The sequence below is a fragment of the Exiguobacterium sp. OS-77 genome, assembly GCF_000414195.2.
GTDB lineage: Bacteria > Bacillota > Bacilli > Exiguobacteriales > Exiguobacteriaceae > Exiguobacterium_A > Exiguobacterium_A indicum.
In genome coordinates, this window is sequence record NZ_DF239008.1 from 868621 (window position 1) to 887929 (window position 19309).

Sequence of the window (19309 nt, forward strand, 5' to 3'; positions counted from 1 at the left end):
GGCAGATTTTTTTATTGTCATAAGAACGAGCGTTGAATCTTATGCCAAAATGTATTGTTCGTCAATTTGACGGTTTTCAGTTCTTTTTCAGAAAGTTGGATATCGACTGAATCTGTTCGTGTGAGACTGAGTGCTTCGTTATCCATCCCGATGATCGGATAGTCGTTCCCGTCTTCAATGATGCGTAACGAAAGTTTCCGTCCACGGTTCAGTAGGAAAGCAGAACCGAGTGTCCGGTACCGGTTGTTGTTGACGGAAGCAATTTCGCTGACTTGAAGACAGTGAATCAATGGATCGACGATCGCACCAGAGAGTGACTTATTATAAGCCGTAGAGCCCGTCGGTGTTGAGATGACCATCCCATCCCCGCGGAATGTCTCAAACAGGAAGTCGTCGATATAGACTTCGATTGCGAGTGATTTGATGATGCTCGACTTCACGGAACATTCGTTCAGACAGAGCATCGGTGGTCCACCGTTGATGGATGCTTCGAGCAGTGGATAACGACGTACTTCGATTTCACCATCCGAGACACGGTTGCCTGTCTCTTTAAAGATCGCTTCGACCGCAGAAAGATCATTGATATCAAAATCACAGTAGAACGAGTTTGGTCCTTCAGCGAATCCAACATAGATCGCATCATCACGGAAACCTGTGAAGCGTGCCGCTTGCAAGAAAGCCCCATCTCCACCAATCGAGACGATGATGTTTGCTTGTCGGTGATCTTGGACAACGTTCAGTCCGTATCGTGTACCGACATCAATCAACTTTCGCACCTGCGTCTCGTGTCTTTGTGTATTTCGGTAGTACAGGTAGACATTATTTCGAGCCATGGTCAATTCCCCCTTGAAAGCGTTTCATGAACTCTTTCATTATACCTGTTTTTTGGAAAGACGGGTACTGAAGTCCATCAATTATGGCAGAACGCTTGCCATCTTCGCGGATCATTCCTATAGTTAAATAGAAAATACAGTATATCCAATCAGGGGAAAAGGGGAATTCATAATGGCAACGTTTAAAGGAAATCCAATCACACTTCAAGGTACGGCGGTTCAAGTCGGACAAACAGCACCTGACTTTCAAGTGTTAGCTAACGACTTATCACCGGTAACACGTGATACATATCAAGGTGTCCGGATCATCAGCGTCGTCCCATCAATCGATACAGGCGTTTGTGATGCGCAGACACGTAAATTCAATGAAGAAGCAGCAACAATCGAAGGTGTGACGGTCATGACGGTCTCAAACGACCTTCCATTCGCACAACGTCGCTGGTGCGCATCAAGCGGTCTCGATCAAGTCGTGACGTTGTCTGATCACCGTGATCTTTCATTCGGTACACAGTATGGCGTAGCCATCGAAGAATTACGCCTGCTTGCCCGTTCTGTTTTCGTTCTTGATTCAAACAACGAGATTACGTACGTTGAATATCTTGAAGAATCAACAGACGAAGTCAATTTCGAAGCAGCACTCGCTGCAGCACGTGAAGCGAAGTAAGAATGGTTTACAAACGCCGCTGAAGCGTTACAATGGAACTAATGATAGAAACGGCTCCCGCTCTACGGGGGGCCGTTTCGTTTTGGAGAGGATGACGTACATGGAGCCGTTAGAAAAGTTATATAAGGAATTAACACGTCAAACAAAACAAATCGAACGTGATCTGGATATGCCCTATTTAGAAGCGTTGACGACGGTGATTGATCGATTGAACGATCGTCATACTGAAAATGTAGACAAAGAGGTCATTCGGAAGGCAGTATCGCTTGCTATTCTAGAAGGTATGAAACAAGCGCAACCGAATCATTTGCCGACGCCAGATAGCGTCGCTTTGTTTGCTGGTTATCTAATCGGGAAATTGGTAGGTAAGGAGGACATCCGACTACTTGAGTTGGGGAGTGGGACAGGTGGCATGTTACATGCTGTCTTAAGTCAGCTTTCGACAGGTACATCTGCTGAGGCGGTCGAGGTAGATGAGACATTGATTCGTTTATCGGCAGCGGTAACGGAATTACTCGACTATCCTGTCACGTATACGCATCAAGATGCATTGCGACCATTATTGCTAGATCCGGTCGATCTTGCGATGGCCGATCTTCCTGTTGGCTATTATCCAGATGAGGAAGCAGCCGCTTCATACATTTTGAAACGAGACGAAGGCATGAGCTACAGTCATTTCTTGTTGATTGAACAAGCGATGCAATACGTCAAACCAGGCGGATTCGGTGTCTTCGTCATTCCGAACGGACTGTTTCAACATGATACGGAAGGGAAGTTGAAACAGTACTTCGAATCAAAAGCGCATGTCATCGGTATTTTGCAGTTACCGCTCACGATGTTCAAACAAGAACAGGCAGCAAAAAGTTATTTGATCGTCCGTAATCATTTAGCCGGTATGAAGATGCCAAAACAAGCATTGCTTGCTGAGTTGCCATCGTTCACAGATGCTCGCGCGTTTGGTGGTATGGTGAAACAGATTGATGAATGGATTAACACAGAATTAAAATGAATTACGCAAAGTGATTGAAATCTGTCGTTAATTTGACTATTCTAGTTGTAGAACAGAAATAGAAGAAAACCTAAACAGATGTGAATGTTCATTGGATTCAAATGGAAAAGGGGAAAAATCATGGCAAAAATTATGGCGGTAAACGCAGGTAGTTCGTCTTTGAAGTTCCAATTGCTCGAAATGCCGAACGAAACGATGATCGCAGTCGGACTCGTTGAACGCGTCGGTAAAGACGATGCAATCTTTACGATCAAATATGGTGAAGGACAAAAGTATACAGATGTCCTCCCACTTGCAACACATAAAGAAGCAGTCGAGTTGTCACTCGAAAAATTGATGGAGTTCGGAATCATCTCGTCTTACGATGAGATTAAAGGTGTTGGACACCGTGTGCTTCATGGTAAAGAAAAATATGCAGACTCTGTATTGATTACAGATGAAGTCATGCACGATATCGAGTCGTACACAGAACTCGGACCACTTCACATTCCACCAAACTTGATCGGAATCCGGGCATTCCAAGCATTGCTTCCGGAAGTGCCACAAGTGGCAGTCTTCGATACAGCGTTCCACCAAACGATGCCAGAAGAAAACTTCCTTTACAGCTTGCCGTATGATTACTATACAGAATACGGTATCCGTAAATATGGTTTCCACGGTACGAGCCACAAATACGTTACGGAACGTGCATCTGAATTACTCGGTCGTCCGTTAAAAGACCTCCGTTTGATCTCGTGTCACCTAGGTAGCGGAGCATCGATCGCAGCAGTTTCGGGTGGCGAATCAATCGATACGACGATGGGCTTCACACCGCTTGAAGGGATTACGATGGGAACACGTTCTGGTTCACTTGACCCAGCGTTGATTCCATTCTTGATGGAGAAAACAGGGAAAACAGCAGAAGACGTCTTGAACGTCATGAACAAAGAGTCTGGAATCTACGGTCTTTCAGGTCTTTCAAGTGACTTGCGTGATGTCCAGACAGCTGCTAAAGAAGGAAACCATCGTTCAGAGATGGCACTCCGTATCTTTGCGAACCGTATCCACGGTTACATCGGGCAATACGCTGCTGAGATGAATGGTGTCGATGCGATCATCTTCACAGCCGGTGTCGGAGAAAACTCAGATTCAATCCGTGAGCGTGTCTTACGTGGTCTCGAATTCATGGGCGTCTACTGGGATCCATCACTCAACAATGGTGCTCGTGGAGAAGAACTCTTCATTAACTACCCACACTCACCAGTTAAAGTCATCATCATTCCAACGAATGAGGAATTGATGATTGCACGCGACACGGTTCGTGTTGGTGGATTGGTTGCTCAAAACGCATAATTGTGTCAAAAGGACTGAGTCGTTATTCCGACGATTCAGTCCTTTTTTTGATGAAATCTAAGAATGAAAATATACGAACGTACGATCTATTGTTACGGTGTTTGTCATATAACGAAAAATGAATCGTCATCTTTGTAAAAATAAACCTGAAAAAGGGCGATTTCTTAAAAAAATGAGTCCTTTGTAACATAAAAGTAATAGTACAGACATATTTTTGTGGTCTATATGTAACGGCACGCTCTCATTTTGTCATGTATATTAATCTCAGTTAACAAACACGAAACAATGATGGAGGAGAAAATACATGATGAAACGGATGCTCGCAAGTGTTTTAACGGTCGTGTTAGCACTCAGTTCGTTCGCAGGTCTTCAAGCAGAGGCTGCAACTAAGAAAAGCGTCAAGTCAACAGTCGATAGCCTAGTCATTCGTCAAAAAGCAACTACTTCGTCGAAAAAACTCGGTCTTCTATATAAGAACCAAACGTTATCGTACAAAGCAAAAACAGGGAACTGGTACAAAGTAAGCTACAAAGGTAAAACGGCTTATCTTAGCGCGAAATACTCGAAACTCGTAAAATCGAGTGGATCGAAAAAACAATCGACAGGTGGTTGGAAAACAATCACGAACGTTAGTGCAACAGCTTATACACCATATGATCCAGGTAGTGGTAATCTGACAGCAATCGGTTGGAACATCAAAAGCTCGAAAAAGAAAGTCGTAGCGGTTGATCCACGTGTCATTCCACTTCGTTCGACAGTGAAAGTGTATTACAAAGGGAAATTAAAAGGGACGTATACAGCTGCTGATACTGGCGGTGCCATTAAAGGGAAAAAGATGGATATCCTTTACTACTCTCGTTCAGAAGCATTCAACTGGGGTCGTCGTTCGGTCACAGTAAAATACAAATGATTGCAAACCATCGGACATTGGTTCGATGGTTTTTTATTTAAGCAGATCGTCAAAAAGCCTCTCTTCCTTTGTAAATGAAGGAAGAGAGGCTTTTTGACGAAGAGTGATTCATAAACGGACGATCAAGACGTCACATTTTGCGTAACGCGTAATACTTTCAGAGACACTACCGATGAAGAAACGTTCAACAGCGTTTAAACCAGTTGCGCCACAAATGATTAAATCAGCATCATGATTAGGGGCAAGCTTTTTGGCGATCGTTACTTTCGGTGAGCCGTATTCAATCGCTACTTCGACTTCCTGTACACCGCGATCTTGAGCAGTCTTGACGTATTCGTCTAGCAATTCCTTCGCGTAAGATTCGGCACGTTCCGTGATAGTGCGGTCATAGGCTTCTACTGTTGCGAATGTCCGTGTATCAATGACGTGTGCGATGATCAATTTTGCATCATTCCGCAATGAAACATCGATTGCCGTCTCAAAGGCACGTTCTGCCTCTTTTGAGCCATCTACTGCTACGAGTACATTATGATAGACGATTGCCATGATGAATCCATCCCTTCGTAATCGATATGATGAGTACAACCTAATTATACCATTCTCTTACTGGGAGCGGATGAAACATTCAGTGAGTTCTAAAAATTGTCCTTCCTTTCTGTTCCGTCGTAAGATGGAGTCAGTGAAAGGGGGCGATGCCAAGATGAGGCACGCGTTAATTACAGCAGGTACAAAAGGACTGGGAGAACGAGTGACGCGCCAGTTACTGGAAGAAGGTTGGAGAGTGACAGCGTTTCATCGTTCCGAACCCGAATTTACACATCCGAATCTCATGACGATTCAAGCGGATGTGACGAATCAAGAAGAATTGGAACGCGCAACCCAACAAGCAATCAACGAGCAAGGTCGGATTGATGCGTTGATACTTAATGCAGGACCTTATATATTCGAACGAAAAGCGTTAGTAGATTACACGGATCAGGAATGGAATGAAGTGATCACCGGAAATCTGACAGCTAGTTTTTGGCTGTTGCGTCAAGTATTGCCTGTCATGCGTAAACAAGCCTACGGTCGAATCATTACGTACGGTTTCCCGGAAAGTGCAACAGCGCCAGGCTGGGTATGCCGGGCAGCGTTCGCTGCTGCTAAAAGCGGGATGGTAAGTTTGACGAAGAGTGTAGCGCTTGAAGAAGCGGAACACGGCATTACGGTCAACATGGTCAACCCAGGAAACATCGTCGGCGACAATAAGACGAAGTTGATTTCTGAAGCGGAGCAAGATGAGGCGACGCCGGTCGGAAGAACGGGTGTCGGAGAAGATATCGCTCGCGCAATCTCTTTCTTGTTGGCAGAAGAATCAAGTATGATCACGGGAGCAATCCTCGATGTGACAGGTGGCGTCAATGTCGTCCATCAATCCCGTAAGTAAGAGAAAATGAGGTTGACTCAAAAAAAAGAATGACGCGTCTTTTCACGCCCTTTCCTCAGGCGAGACACAAGCCAGTTTTCCTGCTTCATTTAAGCAGGAAAGCGGGTCTTGTTCGTCTCTGACAGCGCATAAATGCGCTTTTCCTGTAGGAGTGGCGTGTGACGCGTCATCCACGAGATAAGGGTGGCAGATTATCATTCTGCCACCCTTATCTTTATAGAGACTGACTGTTGAGTCAGCTCCATTTTTCTTGAGTTAAGATGATGGAATGGATTGAAGATGTTTTGGTGTGCGAGTTAACGCAACTGGACCTTCCGCAGTGAGATGAATATCATCCTCGATACGGACGCCACCGACACCTGGAACATAAATGCCTGGTTCGAGTGTGTAGACGATACCAGCTTCAGCCGTCAGTAGGTTGTTTGACGCGAGGGACGGGAATTCATGAACCTCGATTCCGAGTCCGTGACCGACACGGTGCGTGAAGTACTGTCCGTAGCCAGCGTTTGTAATAACGTCACGGGCTGCCTTATCTAACGCACCGAGTGTCGTGCCGATCTGACTCGCTTCTGTCGCGGCTTCAAGTGCTTGGCGAACCGTTTCATAGATCTTTTTCTGTTCTTCGTTCGCTTCGCCATAAATGAAGGTCCGTGTAATATCGGAACAGTAGCCTTTCCAAACGACGCCGAGGTCGAATAAGACGAAGTCGCCTTCTTGGATGACACGGTCGCCGGGTACACCGTGCGGATCAGCACTGTTTGCACCAAATAGGACAAGCGTATCAAATGACATCTCACGGACACCTTTTTTCTTCATTTCATATTCGATTTCTGCAATGACTTCGATTTCCGTGATCCCTGGGCGGATTGCTTGTTTACCGATTTCGATTGCTTCATCCGCAAGTGTGGCTGCTTCTTGAAGAATAGCGATTTCTTCCGGTGTTTTCTTCAGACGAAGCGCTTGTAAAGACTCACCGATATCAAGAATGGCTGCGTTCTCGAGACGTGAGCTTAGTTCCTGATAGCGACTAAACGTCATGTGTTCTCCTTCGATACCGATTCGGTTATTCAAGTGCTCGAATGTCGCGAATAATTCTGCTAATCGATCAAATGGGTTTTCGTGATCCTCATAGGTCACGACGTCTCCTTCCCAAGGACTCGCTGCAACGATACTTGCTTCGAGTGCCGGACAGAATAATACATGTTTGCCGGTTACATCGACGAGGACCGCCATGACACGTTCGTGGGGTTCAGCGTAGACTCCTGAGAAGTAAAACACATTTGCCTTCGAAGTGACGATGGCTAAGTCGATTCCTTGTTCTTTCAGGAATTCACTGATTTGATTCGTACGTTCGCTCATATATGATTCCACCTCTCTACTCATTTTCTACATAAGTATATCATCGTCCGGTTCGAAAAACATTTATCGTAAATCAGACTAGTACACGTTTTCATCTTTAGAGTAGTACAGTATAATGACAGGAGAGTAGAAAAAAGGAAAAGAAGGGATACAGTATGCCTACGAAACACGAACAGATCATTCGACATATCGAAGATCTTGATGTCGGAACAAAGATTTCCGTCCGACAAATCGCGAAGGATTTGACCGTATCCGAGGGGACGGCTTATCGCGCCATCAAGGAAGCAGAAAATTTAGGGTTCGTTTCGACGATTGAGCGAGTCGGAACGATTCGGATTAAAAAGAAACAAAAAGAAAATATCGAGAAGCTGACATTCGCGGAAGTCGTGAATATCGTTGATGGTCAGGTACTCGGTGGTCGAAATGGATTACACAAGACGTTGACGAAATTCGTCATTGGCGCAATGAAGCTCGAAGCGATGATGCGCTATATCGATGTCGATAGTCTCGTCATCATCGGAAACCGCGAAAAAGCACATGAACTCGTGCTTGAAGCTGGAGCTGCTGTATTGATTACCGGTGGCTTCGATACGACGGAGGATGCAAAACGACTGGCAGATGAGATGGAGTTGCCGATCATTTCGACGTCCTACGATACGTTCACGGTCGCGACGATGATCAACCGAGCGATTTATGATCGATTGATCAAAAAAGAGATTTTACTCGTTTCGGATATTTTAATTCCGTTGCATGATACGTTCTATTTGCAGACGACGGACCCGATTTCACGTTGGCACGAGTTGAACGAACAGACGAAACACAATCGTTATCCCGTCATCGATGAACAAATGAAGGTCGTCGGTGTCGTGACAGCGAAGGACATCATTGACCGTCCACATGACTGGGCTGTTGAAAAAGTCATGACCCGTCATCCGATCACGGTCGGTATTCGAACGAGTGTCACGAATTCTGCGCATCAGATGGTCTGGGAAGGAATCGAGATGTTACCGGTCATCGACCAGTACGGTCGATTGCTCGGGATCATTAGCCGTCAAGACGTCCTCAAGGCACTGCAACTCGCGAATCGTCAGCCACAAGTCGGAGAGACGTTCGACGATCTAATCACGGGGCAAATCAAGGCGGCAGAGGACGAACGGGGACCGTACTTATCGCTTGAGGTCTCACCACAAATGACGAACTTCATGGGGACTGCTTCGAGTGGGGTGTTGACGACACTTCTAGTCGAAGGGGCGACGCGAATGTTGCGTCACATGAAGAAAGGTGACCTTGTCATCGAAAACGTCAGCATCTATTTCATTAAACCTGTTCAAATCGAGAGCACGGTAACGATCCGGGCGAATGTCTTTGACGTCGGTCGAAAATTCGGGAAAGTCGATGTCGAGATGTATCAAGGCACACAAATCGTTGCGAAGGCACTCGTGACATCCCAACTCATCGATCGTTAAATGAACCAAAAAGAACCGAAGTCAATGGACTTCGGTTCCTCTGAATCTAGCTCAGGATTGCTCCATCTCGCGGACGACATACGGATAAATCTTTTTGTAACGGATGAATCCGGCGATGAATGAAGCAACACCGACGATGATTAAAATGGAACAAACGATTTTCCCGACGAGTGTCGTTAATCCGTTTCCAGAAACGAACTGGTTGACGGCAAATAGGATAACGAACAAGCTCAACCAAATGCTCGCTTGCGTATTGAACAAGTATTTTCGGTTCGTGCTTTTCGTATGGAACGCGCGGCGTTTTGCTAACAAATACCCACCAAGCGAGAAAACGATGAGGGCGATGAGGATGAATTGCATGTTAAAAGGACCTCCTTTTTGTCTTCATCTCATATCATATCAAGATTAGAGGAGCTGTGCACAGTGAAAGAGCAAATCAAACAAATGATTGAAGCGGCAGATACGATCATCATTCATCGTCATGAACGTCCAGATCCCGATGCACTCGGTAGTCAATTCGGTTTGCAATTGACGTTACAACATCAATTCCCTAGCAAAACGGTATTAACGGCCGGAGAAATGGCGACATCATTGTCATTCATGGGAGAGCTCGATCAAGTAGACGATGAATTATACAAAGAGGCGTTAGTCGTGATTCTGGATACAGCGAATCAAGCGCGGATTGACGGGAAGGTCGCAATGACAGGAAAAGACGTCATTAAAATCGACCATCATCCGGATGAAGATCCATACGCACCAGTACAACTCGTCGATACGACGATGAGTTCGACATCGGAACTGCTCGTTCATTTATTGAACGAATGGGGATACGAGATTCCAACATCAGCTGCCATTCAATTCTACGCTGGGATCGTTGGTGATACGGGACGTTTCCAATTCCGTGGCACGACGAAACGAACATTTGAAGTCGCAGCGCAATTGATTGATGCAGGAATCGATACGGACTGGTTGTATCGCAATATGTACGAAACAGAACTTGCGGCGCTTCATTTACAAGGATACGTCCTGCAACATATTCAATTGACGGATCAAGGTGTCGGTTATGTCGTATTGACACAAGATACGTTGAAGCAGTTTGGTGCGACGGTTGAGCAAGCATCGTTGCTCGTCAATAGTTTTGCCGGTTTAAAAGGCATGAAGTGTTGGGCATTGTTCCTTGAGACGGATACGGAGGTTCGCGTCCGGATTCGTTCGAAGGGTCCCGTCATCAATGAAGTAGCAAAAGAATTCAATGGTGGTGGACATCCGATGGCGTCTGGTGCAACGATTGGACAGTTGAGTGAAGTCGAACGTGTCATCCGTCGTCTGGACGAGGTCGCTGCTAACTTCCAGTTTTAAATGGAAAAAGGCTGCTCGGTCTCACTCCTCTCATTGAGGAAGCGAAGCGAACAGCCTTTTTACGCTTATTGCGTTTTTGTTTCGTCTTGCGGAATGAACCAAACGCCACGATCTGTGTGATCTTCAATGACATTCAGTTGAAGTTCAGCGACAGATTTGCGAATCTTCTCAGCGATTTCTTCCGTTTCAGTAAAAGCGGTAACACCGAGCTTTAATTGTTCGACTTTTTCACGTGCGATTTGACTGCGATTCAAAATCATGAGAAACGCTCCTTCCGTACCCGTCATGATATTTCTATACTTATTGTATCGAATAATAAATCAGATGGCGAGTACTTGAGTCAGTTAGATATGAAGGTTCTGAAAACTTTTAAAAACATCCATCAGAAGAGAAAGGAGAATGGAAGATGCATATAAATGTTCGAACGCAGTTTAGTCCATTGCAGAGTTTAGTTCGAATCGAGCCCTATCTCGATGAACTAGTCCGTCGACACATCGGACGAGCGGTCATCTGTGAAACGACATTGACAGGAGTTCCCGCATTCATCGATGCATGTCAGCGTCGAAATATGCAACCGATCGTCGGATGGGAGCAGCGAATCGAAGAAGAAGAATTTTGTATCTTATGGTTTGCTTTTTCTTCTGATGGACTGCGTCAACTGTATCGACTAGCCAGTCAACAAGGGGAGACTGAAGTTTCATCACTGATCGCGGTGCTCGTGCCACTGCGTCAAGCCTCTGAAGATGCGACGCGTCTACGTCGTTCCTTCGTTCAATGGATGGGACATGTTCCAGGAACGCGTACATATATGGGTGTGACCTCTAGTCGCTCAACGGTCGAACGAGAGAGTCGTGCGCGTTACCGCGAAGTCGCAGCAGCGCTTGGTGTTGAGACCGTCCCAGTCGATCCTGTTCGTTACATCCGTCGAGATGAAGCGTCAGCGTATCAAGCGATACGTGCGATTGGTGAAGCGACGACGTTCCAAGACCAAAAGACAGATCGTCTGATGCATTTAAAGACCCGGGAAGAGTTACTCGAAGACTTTACCGAGCGAGAAATTACGATGGCGGAGCAGTTTGCTACGACATCTGAACGCTTGGAATTACCGTTTCAACAACGTCCACTGCCGCGTGTCGCGGAAGACTCGAATGCGTTATTACGGAAACGTGCTGAGGAAGGGTTACTGGCACATGGTCATGAAAGTAATGAAGCGCGGGAACGTCTCGCTTATGAACTATCAGTCATCCATAAGACAGGATTTGCCGATTATTTTTTAATCGTTGAAGAACTCGTACGTAGTGCAAAAGCGAAAGGCATCTTCGTTGGACCTGGTCGAGGCTCAGCAGCCGGATCACTTGTCAGCTATGCGCTTGGGATCACGACGGTGGATCCATTGAAGTATGGATTACTATTCGAACGTTTCTTGAACCCCGAGCGGATTTCGATGCCGGATATCGATATCGATATCGAAGATGAACGACGCGAAGAAGTATTAGAGGATCTCGTGATGCGTTATGGAAAAGATCACGTCGCTCAAATCGGTACATTGTCGACGCTCGGTGCCAAAGCCGCTTTGCGAGACGTCGGACGGACGCTAGAGTTTTCGAAGGATGAATTAGATGCTGCGGTCAAACAGCTCGGAAAATCCACGACGTTACAAGGAATCGAACAAAACAAACAGACATATCGCTGGTTCTCTGGAAGCGAAAAGCGCCGGCAACTGTTGCAACTAGCGCAAGCGGTCGAGGGTCTCCCGCGACAACGTTCGGTTCACGCGGCTGGCGTCGTCATTGGATCTGAACAGCTCGTCGAGACGACACCCGTTGAAACGGGACCAAATGAACGCTATGTGACGCAGTTTTTGATGCAGGCATTGGAACGTCAAGGATTGTTGAAAATTGACTTGTTAGGATTACGAAATCTCAGTCGTTTGCGTCGGATGGAAGAATTGATTCGACGAGAACAGCCATCCTTTACGCTCACGCAAATTCCGGAAGAAGACCGCGCGACATTCCAAGTCTTTGCCCGCGCCGAGACGGATGATATTTTCCAATTCGAGTCGACAGGTATGAAACAGACGTTGCGCGAAGTCAAACCGAATCGGTTCGAGGATTTGGTAGCAACGATGTCACTCTATCGTCCGGGACCAATGAAATTCATTGATCTGTACGCGAAACGAAAAGCTGGTCAACCTTATCAGATGTTACATCCCGTATTAGAAGACGTACTTGCACCAACGTATGGCATCATCGTCTATCAGGAACAAGTCATGGAAATCACTCGTCGAGTGGCTGGATTTACACTCGCACAAGCAGATTTATTACGACGTGCGATTTCTAAGAAAAGTACGGATTCACTCGAACAGGAACGGGTTCGTTTTCTCGAAGGAGCAAAATCGAATGGATTCGATGATGCGATTGCACATTCACTCTATGAACAAATTGAGCGATTTGCTGGGTATGGATTCAACCGAAGCCATGCGGTCGCCTATTCAAAGATTAGTTACGCCCTCGGATATATCAAAGCGCATTTCCCACACATTTTCTTACTCGTCTCGGTCGAACAACCGGAGCGTCTCGTCCGATTGATGCGCGAACGACGTCTTCCTGTCCTATCGCCGGACGTCTGGATTTCCGATTACCGTTCTTCGTTAGAAGGCAAAGGGATTCGACTCGGAATACATGTGATTAAAGGTATTTCCGAGCGAGAGTTCGAACGTGTAAAGGAAGCATCAAAGCACACGGCGACGATTGCTGATCTATTGACCCACGTCGGATGGGGTAAGAAGGAGCGCGCAAAAATCGAATTGTTACTCTACAGTGGTGCGCTAGATCGAGCGACACACGGCGATCGCGGACTCGCTGAACAAGAAGTACTCGAATATTTCACTGAGTCGTCGAATACATTACTTCCAGACGAGTTGGCAATTCTCGGGAAACGCCGGACACAGAAGTCCTCGAAACGAAGTGATTCCGATTGGGCACGATTAGAACGGGAAGCGCTTGGGTTCTGGTTGACGTATTCGCCGTTGACGACAGCAATGAAAGCTCCGGTTGAATCTGCTTATTTCCATGACCTTGGCGTTGGTTCGGAAACACATTATTTAGTCTGTTATATTGATCAGATTCGAGAATTCAAGACGAAACGCGGTCAAGCGATGGCGGTCATTCAGGCAGTCGACGGATATTCGAATGAAGAGGTCGTCGTCTTCCCGAATCAATATGAACGATTCCGTCGATCACTTTATTTAGGGAACGTCTTGCTGATTGAACTAAAGGTGCAGGATCGCGAAGGGGAGCGTCAGTTCATTTTGGAACGTCTGCGTCCGCTTGGGCAAGATGTGCTATTCGTCAAGTTAACATCAAAAAATGAGCTAGCTGCACTCGAACAGTTGCTTGAAGCAGTACCAGGCGATATTCCAGTCGTCGTTCGCTACGCGGATTCACGCGAGACGAAATCGTTACCGCCGCTCTATGCAGTGCAGCATGATGAGGAATTACTAGCTCGGCTACGTATTCGGTTTGGCGAGGATCATGTCGTCCTGAAAAATGTCCCCCGCTCAAACTAGTACTAGGTAATAAGATTTGTTATAATAAGGGGTAATTGGTCTGACCAATGCCACCGATTGAAGCAACCGACTGAAGGGTCAGAAAGGTGGTGCCGTATCGATATGGAGAAGAAACGAAATGCGTTTGAAGCCAATATCGCGGCGATTAAATTGATGATCGAACAAGATGGATTAGTTCCAGGAGACCGTATTCCATCAGAACGGGAACTGGCAGAACGACTATCCATCAGTCGACCGTCCGTGCGAGAAGCATTACGGACGCTCGCTTATTTAGGGATCGTCGAGACACGACATGGAGGCGGAAGCTTTCTATTGAACCGTGACGATCATACCTATATTCAAATCATTGCTCAATTCTTAGTGACTGGCGATTCGAAGTTCGAAGACTTGGCAGGAACGCTCCGCTTGCTTGAGCAAGCAGCGCTCACGCAGCTGGATGACCTTTCGGTGCTTGCACCAGTCGTATCATCCGATGCAGCGTTTCGTGAGACGTTGATTCAGACGGTCGATAACGATTTGTTTGAACGAATCTGGCGACAAGTCAATGCCTTCCATAAAAGCTTCGGTCAAGGGGAACTCTATACGCAGGCGGAACGGGAACAACTCTTGAACCGCCCATAGGATGACAAGGGGGAACTGAACGTGCAAGCATTTTTTCGAAAACCTAAAAAGTTCGTCACGCTGACTTCGAAGGAGCAGCGTGTCGATGTGCCAGTTGGCCTAATGACGAAATGTCCGAAATGTAAATTAATCCAATATACGAAACAACTGGAGGCGAACTTACGTGTCTGTTCATGTGGGTATCATCACCCGTTGACCGCGCAAGAACGTTTTACGCAATTATTCGATGAAGGTTCGGTGACGTATTTCGACTTACCGGCAGTTCAAGCGGATCCGCTTGGATTCCAGGATTACCCGGAAAAATTAAAGGGCGACCAAGTCAGAACGGGTCTTGAGGAAGCGATCGTCTGTGGCGTCGGGAATGTGAATGGTCACCCACTCGTCGCTTGTGTCATGGATGCACGATTCCGCATGGGCTCGATGGGTGCAGCAGTCGGTGCTGCGATTTCTGAAGCGGTTCGTTACGCAACAAAACATCGTCTACCTGTCACGATTTTCTCCGCTTCAGGTGGAGCACGGATGCAAGAGGGAATGGTTAGTCTCATGCAGATGGCGAAATCGAGTCTCTTCTTAAAACAGCATTCAGATGCTGGATTACTTTATATTTCTTGTATGACGCATCCGACGACCGGCGGGGTATCAGCAAGTTTTGCGATGCTCGGTGACTTTAACATCGCTGAACCGGGGGCGTTGATCGGGTTTGCAGGTCGACGGATCATCGAACAGACGATACGTGAAAAACTACCGGAAGATTTCCAAACAGCAGAATTCTTATTACAAGCAGGTCAACTGGACGATGTCGTATCACGACATGATCTGAAAACGTACTATACGCGAATCTTAAAGCTACATGCGGAGGGAACGAACCATGCAACCATTTGACCAACCAGTCATCGCGTTACGCGAAAAAATTCTTGAGCTCCATGATATGGCGGAAACACAAGGACTAGACTTCAAGGAAGAACTCCAACTTCTTGAAGAACGCCTTCATCGGTTAGAACTCGATATTTACGGGAATATGAAAGCGTGGAATCGCGTTCAATTGGCACGTCATCCAGAACGTCCAACGACACTCGATTACATTGAATCCATTTGTGAAGACTTCATCGAGTTGCACGGCGATCGTCATGGATATGATGATGCGGCAATCGTCGGTGGAATCGGAACACTGAATGGTCGTCCGGTGACGATCATCGGTCATCAACGCGGAAAAGATACAAAAGAAAACATTCGTCGTAATTTCGGAATGCCACATCCGGAGGGGTACCGAAAAGCACTACGTCTCATGCAACAAGCGGAGAAATTCAATCGACCAATCATTACGTTTATCGACACGAAAGGGGCTTACCCAGGACGTGCAGCAGAAGAACGTGGTCAGAGTGAGGCCATCGCGAAAAACTTGTTTGAGATGGCTGGCATGACGGTTCCAATCATCTCAATCGTCATCGGTGAAGGTGGATCAGGTGGTGCTTTAGGAATCGGAGTGTGTGATCAACTCTTGATGCTCGAGAATTCAACGTATTCGGTCATCTCTCCTGAAGGTGCTGCAGCATTGTTATGGAAAGATGCAAGTCTTGCGGAGAAAGCGGCAGAATCGATGAAAATCACAGCGCCTGATTTATTACGACTCGGGATTGCGGATGCCATCATTCCAGAAGTCGTCGGAGGGGCGCATCTCGATGTGTCATTACAGGCGGATAAATTAAAAACTGTATTGGTACAGAAGCTTGAATCATTGGTTCATCTGACCAAGGAAGAGCTCATTGATCAGCGGACCGAAAAATATCACCAAATTGGCACATAAGCACCATGTAATCGCTATCATGATTGATATTCCTCATTTCCGGAATCGATGATGAAAAAGCTAGTGAAAGTTTATGCAATCTGCCCTGTTGTAAAACAAGAAAACAACGTGCTATTTTAGATTCAGATTAATGGAGAGGTGATTAACGTGAGTTTAAAACGGATTGCTGTCTTAACGAGTGGCGGCGATGCACCCGGTATGAACGCTGCGGTGCGTGCTGTCACGCGTAAAGCGATTTTTCATGGCTTAGAAGTATTCGGTGTCTACAATGGCTACCAAGGATTAATCAACGGGGACATCGTCCAGTTGAACCTTGGATCAGTCGGTGACATCATTCAACGAGGCGGAACGTTCCTACGTTCAGCACGTTGCCCTGAGTTCCGTACAGAAGAAGGACGAGCAAAAGCGGTCGTCAATCTAAAGAAATTTGAAATTGATGCACTCGTCGTCGTAGGCGGAGACGGGTCGTATCGTGGTGCCCAAAAATTGACGGGACTTGGTTTCCCGACAATTGGACTTCCAGGTACGATCGATAACGACATCCCTGGAACGGACTATACGATCGGTTTTGATACAGCGCTCAACACGGCGCTTGAAGCGATCGATAAAATCCGTGATACGGCATCGTCGCATGAGCGAACGTATGTCATTGAAGTCATGGGACGCGATGCGGGTGATATCGCATTATATGCAGGACTTGCTGGTGGAGCAGAATCGATTCTTGTTCCCGAGCGTCCTGAAGATTTAAAAGAAGTGCTTTCCCGTATTCAAAGTGGTGTCGACCGCGGTAAGAAGCACTCAATCGTCATCGTCGCTGAAGGAGCAGGTCGTGCTCAGGACGTGGGAGACGCTATCGCAAAAGAAACAGGTCTCGATACACGCGTCACGGTACTTGGTCACGTTCAACGTGGTGGAGCACCAACGGCAGCGGACCGTGTACTTGCAAGTCGGATGGGGGCGCATGCCATCGAAATCCTACTTCAAGGAAAACAAGGACGTGTCGTAGGTGTACGTGGTGGTAAGATGATCGATCTCGATATCGATGAGGCACTCGACGAAAATAAACATGAGCTGGATCTTGATATTCTTGAGCTTTCAAAACAGCTTTCGATTTAACGAACGTCGATAGGATTGAAATGGACAAGAGAACTTGGCCAAACACCGTAGGAGGTTTATGGAATATGCGTAGAACTAAAATTGTATGTACGATTGGACCGGCGTCAGAAAAACGTCTTCCAGAAATGATTGAAGCAGGTATGAACGTCGCTCGTTTGAACTTCTCACACGGCGATTATGAAGAACACGGTGCACGTATCACGGATATCCGTCGTGCAGCGAAAGAAGCAAACAAAATCGTTACTATTCTTCTTGATACGAAAGGACCAGAAATCCGGACACATTCGTTTGAAGAAGGAAAAGCGCTTCTCGAACGTGGTCAAGAAGTCATCATCGTCAGCGGAGACGCAAACGAAATCGTCGGAACGAAAGATAAATTCTCAGTCACGTATGAAGGACTCTATGATGACGTCGAAGTTGGTTCGATGATCATGCTTGATGACGGTCTCATCGGTCTTCGTGTCACTGAAAAACTTCCGAACCGTGAGCTTCGTTGTTCCATCGAAAACGAAGGCGTCATCAAGACGAAAAAAGGCGTTAACTTGCCAAACGTGAAGGTTAACCTTCCTGCTTTGACAGAAAAAGATATTGCGGATATCGAGTTCGGTATCAAGAGCGATATCGATTTGATCGCGGCATCTTTCGTACGCCGTGCGTCAGACGTCGTTGCGATTCGTCAATTGCTTGAGAAAAACAACGCGAGCCATATCAAAATCTTCCCGAAAATCGAGAACCAAGAAGGTGTCGATAACATCGAAGAAATCCTTGCGATTTCGGACGGTTTGATGGTAGCGCGTGGTGACCTCGGTATCGAGATTCCAACGGAAGAAGTCACGCCAACTCAAAAAGACTTGATCAAGCTTTGTAACGACTTCGGTAAACCAGTCATTACAGCAACACAAATGCTTGACTCGATGCAACGTTTCCCACGTCCAACACGTGCTGAAGCATCAGACGTCGCGAACGCGATTCTTGATGGTACGGATGCAATCATGCTTTCAGGTGAGACAGCAGCAGGGGACTACCCAATCGAATCTGTCCAAATGATGCACTCGATCGCAAAACGTACAGAAAAAATGCTCGACTACAAGCTCTTGTTGAAAGATCGTCAGACACGTAGTGAGCACACAGTAACGGATGCAATCGCTCAAGCGGTTACGCACACTGCAATCAACTTGGACGCAAAAGCAATCTTGACACCGACACAATCGGGTTACACGGCTGCACGTATCTCGAAATACCGTCCGGAGCCAAACATCGTCGCGGTTACACCAAGCGCACGTGTCGCACGTCAGTTAAACATCGTATGGGGCGTGTACCCAATCGTCGTTGATCATCTTTCAGACAACACGGATGACATGTTGACACTTGCTGCGGACACAGCAAAAGACGCTGGTTTCGTCACAGATGGTGATCTCGTCGTCATCTCAGCAGGTATTCCTGCTTTGACTGCTGGTACAACGAACATGTTGAAAATCCACATCGTCGGTAAAGAGATCGCAAACGGTCGCGGTATCGGTGAGCGTGGAGTCGTTGGCGAAGTCGTCATCGCAAACAATGCTGAAGAAGCAAACGCGAAAGCGAAGCCAGGCATGATCCTCGTTACGAACTCAACTGATCGTGACATGATGCCTGCAATCGAGATGGCTGCAGCGATGATCACAGTTGATGGCGGATTGACAAGCCATGCTGGAATCGTTGGACCATCACTCGGTAAACCAGTCATCGTTGGTGTCGAAGATGCATTGACAGTCTTCAAAGACGGTCAAATGATCTCAATCGATCCATTGACAGGTAAACTATATAACGCATAATCCATTCATGACGGACGTGACTTAGGTC

At 46.6% G+C, this 19309-nt stretch carries 18 protein-coding genes; 13 read left to right on the forward strand and 5 right to left on the reverse strand.

Annotated features, from left to right (window positions below; translation table 11 throughout):
- Positions 1-17: 17 nt before the first annotated feature.
- Complete coding sequence (locus EXG77_RS04210) at positions 18-833, reverse strand: NAD kinase (RefSeq protein WP_023469054.1); 816 nt, start codon at positions 831-833, stop codon at positions 18-20.
- Between the two features lie 172 nt (positions 834-1005).
- Between EXG77_RS04210 and tpx the strand changes: the two genes are divergently transcribed.
- The 4 genes from tpx to EXG77_RS04230 all read left to right on the forward strand — a co-directional run bounded on the left by tpx (position 1006) and on the right by EXG77_RS04230 (position 4748).
- Positions 1006-1497, forward strand: coding sequence for a thiol peroxidase (tpx, locus tag EXG77_RS04215; RefSeq protein WP_035396538.1), 492 nt, complete (start codon positions 1006-1008; stop codon positions 1495-1497).
- Positions 1498-1597: 100 nt separating this feature from the next.
- Complete coding sequence (locus EXG77_RS04220; RefSeq protein ID WP_023469052.1) at positions 1598-2506, forward strand: class I SAM-dependent methyltransferase; 909 nt, start codon at positions 1598-1600, stop codon at positions 2504-2506.
- 120 nt (positions 2507-2626) lie between these two features.
- Positions 2627-3838: an acetate kinase gene (locus EXG77_RS04225; protein ID WP_023469051.1), complete on the forward strand. Its 1212-nt coding sequence runs from the start codon at positions 2627-2629 to the stop codon at positions 3836-3838.
- A 304-nt stretch (positions 3839-4142) separates the two neighbouring features.
- Positions 4143-4748: a 3D domain-containing protein gene (locus tag EXG77_RS04230; RefSeq protein WP_023469050.1), complete on the forward strand. Its 606-nt coding sequence runs from the start codon at positions 4143-4145 to the stop codon at positions 4746-4748.
- 108 nt (positions 4749-4856) lie between these two features.
- On the opposite strand, the gene EXG77_RS04235 is transcribed toward EXG77_RS04230, so the two are convergent.
- Positions 4857-5294, reverse strand: coding sequence for a universal stress protein (locus EXG77_RS04235; RefSeq protein ID WP_029342342.1), 438 nt, complete (start codon positions 5292-5294; stop codon positions 4857-4859).
- Positions 5295-5448: 154 nt separating this feature from the next.
- Between EXG77_RS04235 and EXG77_RS04240 the strand changes: the two genes are divergently transcribed.
- Positions 5449-6174 carry an SDR family oxidoreductase gene (locus EXG77_RS04240; RefSeq protein ID WP_035396540.1) on the forward strand — a complete coding sequence of 242 codons (726 nt, stop codon included), beginning with the start codon at positions 5449-5451 and terminating at the stop codon, positions 6172-6174.
- Positions 6175-6429: 255 nt separating this feature from the next.
- On the opposite strand, the gene EXG77_RS04245 is transcribed toward EXG77_RS04240, so the two are convergent.
- The gene (locus tag EXG77_RS04245; RefSeq protein WP_035396546.1) at positions 6430-7533 is read right to left on the reverse strand and encodes a Xaa-Pro peptidase family protein; all 1104 of its coding nucleotides are present in this window, start codon (positions 7531-7533) and stop codon (positions 6430-6432) included.
- A gap of 155 nt (positions 7534-7688) precedes the next feature.
- Between EXG77_RS04245 and EXG77_RS04250 the strand changes: the two genes are divergently transcribed.
- Positions 7689-8999 carry a DRTGG domain-containing protein gene (locus tag EXG77_RS04250; RefSeq protein ID WP_023469046.1) on the forward strand — a complete coding sequence of 437 codons (1311 nt, stop codon included), beginning with the start codon at positions 7689-7691 and terminating at the stop codon, positions 8997-8999.
- A 51-nt stretch (positions 9000-9050) separates the two neighbouring features.
- Here EXG77_RS04250 and EXG77_RS04255 read toward each other — a convergent pair whose 3' ends face one another.
- Positions 9051-9359 carry a YtpI family protein gene (locus EXG77_RS04255; RefSeq protein WP_023469045.1) on the reverse strand — a complete coding sequence of 103 codons (309 nt, stop codon included), beginning with the start codon at positions 9357-9359 and terminating at the stop codon, positions 9051-9053.
- Positions 9360-9422: 63 nt separating this feature from the next.
- On the opposite strand from EXG77_RS04255, the gene EXG77_RS04260 reads away from it, so the two are divergent.
- On the forward strand, positions 9423-10358 hold the full coding sequence (locus EXG77_RS04260) for a bifunctional oligoribonuclease/PAP phosphatase NrnA (protein ID WP_035396547.1): 936 nt from the start codon (positions 9423-9425) through the stop codon (positions 10356-10358).
- A 65-nt stretch (positions 10359-10423) separates the two neighbouring features.
- Here the strand turns inward: EXG77_RS04260 and EXG77_RS04265 are convergent, their stop codons facing one another.
- On the reverse strand, positions 10424-10618 hold the full coding sequence (locus EXG77_RS04265) for a hypothetical protein (protein ID WP_023469043.1): 195 nt from the start codon (positions 10616-10618) through the stop codon (positions 10424-10426).
- Between the two features lie 146 nt (positions 10619-10764).
- On the opposite strand from EXG77_RS04265, the gene dnaE reads away from it, so the two are divergent.
- The 6 genes from dnaE to pyk all read left to right on the forward strand — a co-directional run bounded on the left by dnaE (position 10765) and on the right by pyk (position 19281).
- The gene (gene dnaE, locus EXG77_RS04270) at positions 10765-13926 is read left to right on the forward strand and encodes a DNA polymerase III subunit alpha (protein WP_035396548.1); all 3162 of its coding nucleotides are present in this window, start codon (positions 10765-10767) and stop codon (positions 13924-13926) included.
- Positions 13927-14028: 102 nt separating this feature from the next.
- The gene (locus EXG77_RS04275) at positions 14029-14547 is read left to right on the forward strand and encodes a FadR/GntR family transcriptional regulator (protein ID WP_023469041.1); all 519 of its coding nucleotides are present in this window, start codon (positions 14029-14031) and stop codon (positions 14545-14547) included.
- Between the two features lie 21 nt (positions 14548-14568).
- Positions 14569-15429 carry an acetyl-CoA carboxylase, carboxyltransferase subunit beta gene (gene accD / locus EXG77_RS04280; RefSeq protein ID WP_023469040.1) on the forward strand — a complete coding sequence of 287 codons (861 nt, stop codon included), beginning with the start codon at positions 14569-14571 and terminating at the stop codon, positions 15427-15429.
- Positions 15416-16351 carry an acetyl-CoA carboxylase carboxyl transferase subunit alpha gene (gene accA, locus EXG77_RS04285; protein ID WP_023469039.1) on the forward strand — a complete coding sequence of 312 codons (936 nt, stop codon included), beginning with the start codon at positions 15416-15418 and terminating at the stop codon, positions 16349-16351. Before accD ends, accA begins: the two co-directional genes overlap by 14 nt.
- A 147-nt stretch (positions 16352-16498) precedes the next feature.
- On the forward strand, positions 16499-17467 hold the full coding sequence (pfkA, locus tag EXG77_RS04290; RefSeq protein WP_023469038.1) for a 6-phosphofructokinase: 969 nt from the start codon (positions 16499-16501) through the stop codon (positions 17465-17467).
- Between the two features lie 65 nt (positions 17468-17532).
- The gene (gene pyk / locus EXG77_RS04295) at positions 17533-19281 is read left to right on the forward strand and encodes a pyruvate kinase (RefSeq protein ID WP_023469037.1); all 1749 of its coding nucleotides are present in this window, start codon (positions 17533-17535) and stop codon (positions 19279-19281) included.
- Positions 19282-19309: the final 28 nt, after the last annotated feature.